Raw genomic sequence first — 4,449 nt, forward strand, 5'->3', positions numbered from 1 at the left:
CGCCGGTGTCGCCCGGGGGCGGGCGGGCCGGGCGGGGCGGGGCCGCGCGGCCCGGGCCCGCGCCCCCCCCCCCCCGCGGCCGCCGCCGTACGGGGTCAGCGCTCCAGGACCCGGCCGTCCTCGACCACCAGCCGCCGGTTGACCGTCACCGACTCCAGCATCCGCCGGTCGTGGGTCACCAGCAGCAGCGTCCCGGTGTACGAGGCGAGCGCCGACTCCAGCTGCTCGATCGCGGGCAGGTCCAGGTGGTTGGTGGGCTCGTCCAGCACCAGCAGGTTCACCCCGCGGGCCTGCAGCAGGGCGAGCGCCGCACGGGTCCGCTCGCCGGGTGACAGCGATGCGGCCGGGCGCAGCACGTGGACCGCCTTCAGGCCGAACTTGGCCAGCAGCGTGCGCACCTCCTCCTCGGTCAACTCCGGCACGGCGGCGGCGAAGGCGTCCGCCAGCGGGACGTCGCCGAGGAACAGGCCGCGCGCCTGGTCGACCTCGCCGACCACCACGCCGGAGCCCAGCACCGCGCTGCCGCCGGAGAGTTCGAGCCGGCCGAGCAGCGCCGCCAGCAGCGTCGACTTGCCGGCGCCGTTCGCCCCGGTGATCGCCACCCGGTCCGCCCAGTCGATCTGCAGGTCGACCGGGCCGAAGGCGAAGCCGCCCCGCTGCGCGGACGCACCGCGCAGGGTGGCCACCACGGCGCCGGAGCGCGGCGCCGCCGCGATCTCCATCCGCAGCTCCCACTCCTTGCGCGGCTCCTCCACCACGTCCAGGCGCTCGATCATCCGCTGCGTCTGGCGGGCCTTGGAGGCCTGCTTCTCGGTGGACTCGGCGCGCGTCGCGCGGGCCTTCTTGTCGTTGTCGCCGCCCTTGCGCCGGGCGTTGCGGACGCCGTGCTCCATCCAGTTGCGCTGCATCTGCGCGCGGGCCTCCAGCGAGGCCTTGGTGTCCGCGTAGTCGTCGTACTGCTCACGGGCGTGCCGGCGGGCCACCGCCCGCTCCTCCAGGTACGCCTCGTACCCGCCGCCGTACAGGTTGACCTGCTGCTGGTGCAGGTCCAGCTCCAGCACCCGGGTCACCGTGCGGGCCAGGAACTCGCGGTCGTGGCTGATCAGCACGGTGCCGGCGCGCAGCCCCTTGACGAAGGCCTCCAGCCGCTCCAGGCCGTCCAGGTCCAGGTCGTTGGTGGGCTCGTCCAGCAGGAACACGTCGTAGCGCGAGAGCAGTAGCGAGGCCAGGCCCGCGCGGGCCGCCTGGCCGCCGGAGAGCGCCGTCATCGGCAGGTCCAGCGAGACCTTCAGGCCGAGCTGGTCCGCCACCTCCTCGGCCCGCTCCTCCAGGTCCGCGCCGCCGAGGTCGAGCCAGCGGTCCAGGCTCGCCGCGTACGCGTCGTCGGCGCCCGGACGGCCCTCCACCAGGCCCTCGGTGGCCTCGTCCAGCGCGGCCTGCGCGGCGGCCACGCCGGTGCGCCGGGCGAGGAAGTCGCGGACGGACTCGCCGGGCCGGCGCTCCGGCTCCTGCGGCAGGTGGCCGACGTTGGCGGTCGGCGGGCTGAGCCGCAGCGAGCCGCCCTCCGGGGTGTCCAGGCCGGCCAGCAGCCGCAGCAGCGTCGACTTGCCGGCGCCGTTCACGCCGACCAGGCCGATCACGTCGCCCGGGGCGACCACCAGGTCCAGGCCGGCGAAGAGGGTGCGCTCGCCGTGGCCGGCGGCAAGGTCCTTGACTACGAGAGTGGCGCTCATGATGCCCCGATTCTAGGCGGAGCGCCGCAGCGCCCCGGCCGGGCGGCTGCGGCGCCGGCCGGGGCGGGGCCGGGTCAGCCGGTCTGCACCGGGCTGATCTCGAAGTCGCCGCAGACCCGCAGGTGGAACGGGATGAGCAGCTGCGTGGTGCTGGCCGGCGGGATCACGCCGACGTAGGCCGCCGTCGCCCGGCAGGTCGGCACGACCCCGGGGTCGTTGGTGCGGATGGTGGCCGCCGCCGTGCGGTCGGGGCCGAGGACGACCGTGGAGACCGGGACGCCGTTGCGGGCCGCCGGGGCGCCGATCTGGTGGTGTCCGACGTCGAGCACGGCGACGCCGGGGTACCCGCGCAGGGCGCAGGAGTGGGTGGAGGTGTTGGTGAACTCCACCGGGTAGAGGAAGGAACCCGCGGCCCCCTGGGGCTGGCCGACGGCGAGGTAGAGGTCGCCGGCCTGGCAGGTGGGGGTCGTGGACGCCGCCTGGACCGACTCGGCCGTGCCGATCGCTCCGCCCACCGCGAGAAGGGCGGCCGCGGAGCCGAGTGCCAGGGTGCGCTTGCCGATGGGAATCATGGTGTGTCCCCCGTCCGGGGCCGGGCAGGCATCGTCTGCAGGCCTGCCCACACCTGACAGGACGCCCCGGGCCCGGCGCGCGGTTCCGGCGGCGGTGCCGGGCCCGCCCCCGGGAGGCCGCGGAAAACGCGTTGCGGCCGCCGTGCGGGCCCGCCTAGCCTGGTTCCCGCCCGACCACCCCACTCCCGTCTGGAGAAGGCCGTTGCTCTTCTGAGGTCATGAGACACCGCCCACTGCTCCCGCCGTCCACCGGCGGTCGAGCGCGTGCGAGCGTGCGACCTCGGACGAGAGCCGGCCCAGCAGGGTGCCCCGGCCCGTTTCCCGCGTTCCCCGCCGCTCCTCGCGGTGTCTCCCGTGGTGCTCCCCTTCCCATCGCAGCAACCACCGGAGGCCATCCATGGCTCAACCCACCACCTCGATCCTCTGCACCGACCTGTCCTTCGAGTGGCCCGACGGCGCCACCGTGCTCAGCGGCTTCCACCTCGCGGTCGGCCCCGGCCGCACCGGACTGATCGGCCTCAACGGCGCGGGCAAGTCCACGCTGCTGCGGCTGATCGCCGGCGAGCTGACCCCGTCGTCCGGCACCGTCCGGATCGCCGGCGAGATCGGCTACCTGCCGCAGGGCCTCACCCTGGCGCACGTCACCCGGGTCGACGAGGCGCTCGGCATCCGCGCCGCCCGCGAGGCCCTGCACGCCATCGAGTCCGGCGACGCGGACGAGCGGCACTTCACCGCCGTCGGCGACGACTGGGACGTCGAGGAGCGCGCCCGGGAGACCCTCGACCGGCTCGGCCTCGGCCACCTCGGCCTGGACCGCACCACCGGCGAACTCTCCGGCGGCGAGGCGGTCCTGCTCCACCTGGCCGCGCTGCTGCTGCGCCGCCCGGACGTCCTGCTGCTCGACGAGCCGACCAACAACCTCGACCGCTGGGCCCGCGCCCGGCTGTACGAGGCGGTCGCCGCCTGGCGCGGCGTCCTGGTGGTGGTCAGCCACGACCGCGAACTGCTCGCCCACGTCGACCAGATCGCCGACCTCCGGGACGGCACGGTCACCTGGTACGGCGGCAACTACGACGCCTACGAGCGGGCGCTGGCCGCCGAGCAGGAGACCGCCGAGCGGCTGGTGCGCAACGCCGAGGCGGACGTCCGCCGCCAGCAGCGGGACCTGGTGGAGGCCAGGAGCCGGCTGGAGCGCAGCGCGGCGTACGGCAAGAAGCGGTCGGTCACCCGCAACGACCCGAAGATCTTCGCCGGGGCGTTCAAGCGGCAGGGCCAGGAGACCGCCGGCCGGGTGCGCGGGATGCACGCCGACCGGCTCGCCGACGCCAAGGAGCGGCTCACCACCGCGGAGGAGGCCGTCCGGGACGACGCGGAGATCCGGATCGACCTGCCCCGCACCGCGGTGCCCGCCGGGCGCACCGTGCTCACCCTCGACCGGGTCCGGCTCGCGCACGGTGCGCTCGCCGGGCGGCCCGCCGACCTGGAGCTGCGCGGTCCGGAGCGGGTGGCGCTGGTCGGCCGCAACGGCGCCGGCAAGACCACCCTGCTGCGCGCGATCGCGGGCGAACTGGCCCCGGTGGAGGGCGAGGTGCTCACCCCGGTACCGCTGCGCCACCTGCCGCAGCGGCTCGATCTGCTCGACGACGCGCTCAGCGTGGTGGGCAATGTGCGGCGGTTCGCACCGGCCGCGGGGGAGAACGCGATCCGGGCCAGGCTGGCGCGCTTCCTGTTCCGCGGGGAGCGCGCCGACCGGGAGGCCGGCACGCTCTCCGGCGGCGAGCGGTTCCGGGCCACCCTGGCGGCCCTGCTGCTGGCCGACCCGCCACCGCAGCTGCTGCTGCTCGACGAGCCGACCAACAACCTGGACCTGGCCAGTGTCCGGCAGCTCACCCAGGCCCTGGCCGGCTACCGGGGCGCCCTGGTGGTGGCCAGCCACGACCTGCCGTTCCTGCGCTCCATCGGCATCACCCGGTGGCTGGAGCTGGACGGCGGGCTGCGCACGGTCGACCCGATGTGAGGGCCGGCGCGGTGTGACGGTCGCCCCGGTGCGCCGGCCCACCCGGGGTGAGCGCCGGCCCGATGCGGCGGCCGGAACGCGACGGCGCCCCGCAGGTCCTGCCCTGTCTCTGATACACATCTCAGAG

At 75.6% G+C, this 4,449-nt stretch carries 3 protein-coding genes; 1 reads left to right on the forward strand and 2 read right to left on the reverse strand.

Going from position 1 to position 4,449, the window contains the following annotated elements; genetic code table 11:
• Nucleotides 1–95 precede the first annotated feature (95 nt).
• Nucleotides 96–1,733 carry an ABC-F family ATP-binding cassette domain-containing protein gene (locus tag ACFV0G_RS32935; protein WP_380555937.1) on the reverse strand — a complete coding sequence of 546 codons (1,638 nt, stop codon included), beginning with the start codon at nt 1,731–1,733 and terminating at the stop codon, nt 96–98.
• Between the two features lie 74 nt (nt 1,734–1,807).
• Nucleotides 1,808–2,305 (reverse strand): DUF4232 domain-containing protein, encoded by a 498-nt coding sequence (locus tag ACFV0G_RS32940; RefSeq protein ID WP_380555939.1) that lies wholly within the window; start codon nt 2,303–2,305, stop codon nt 1,808–1,810.
• A 397-nt stretch (nt 2,306–2,702) separates the two neighbouring features.
• Here ACFV0G_RS32940 and ACFV0G_RS32945 point away from each other — a divergent pair, with 397 nt between their 5' ends.
• Complete coding sequence (locus ACFV0G_RS32945; RefSeq protein ID WP_380555941.1) at nt 2,703–4,322, forward strand: ABC-F family ATP-binding cassette domain-containing protein; 1,620 nt, start codon at nt 2,703–2,705, stop codon at nt 4,320–4,322.
• The last annotated feature ends 127 nt before the right edge of the window (nt 4,323–4,449 follow it).

The sequence above is a fragment of the Kitasatospora sp. NPDC059571 genome, assembly GCF_042735675.1.
Taxonomy (GTDB): domain Bacteria; phylum Actinomycetota; class Actinomycetes; order Streptomycetales; family Streptomycetaceae; genus Kitasatospora.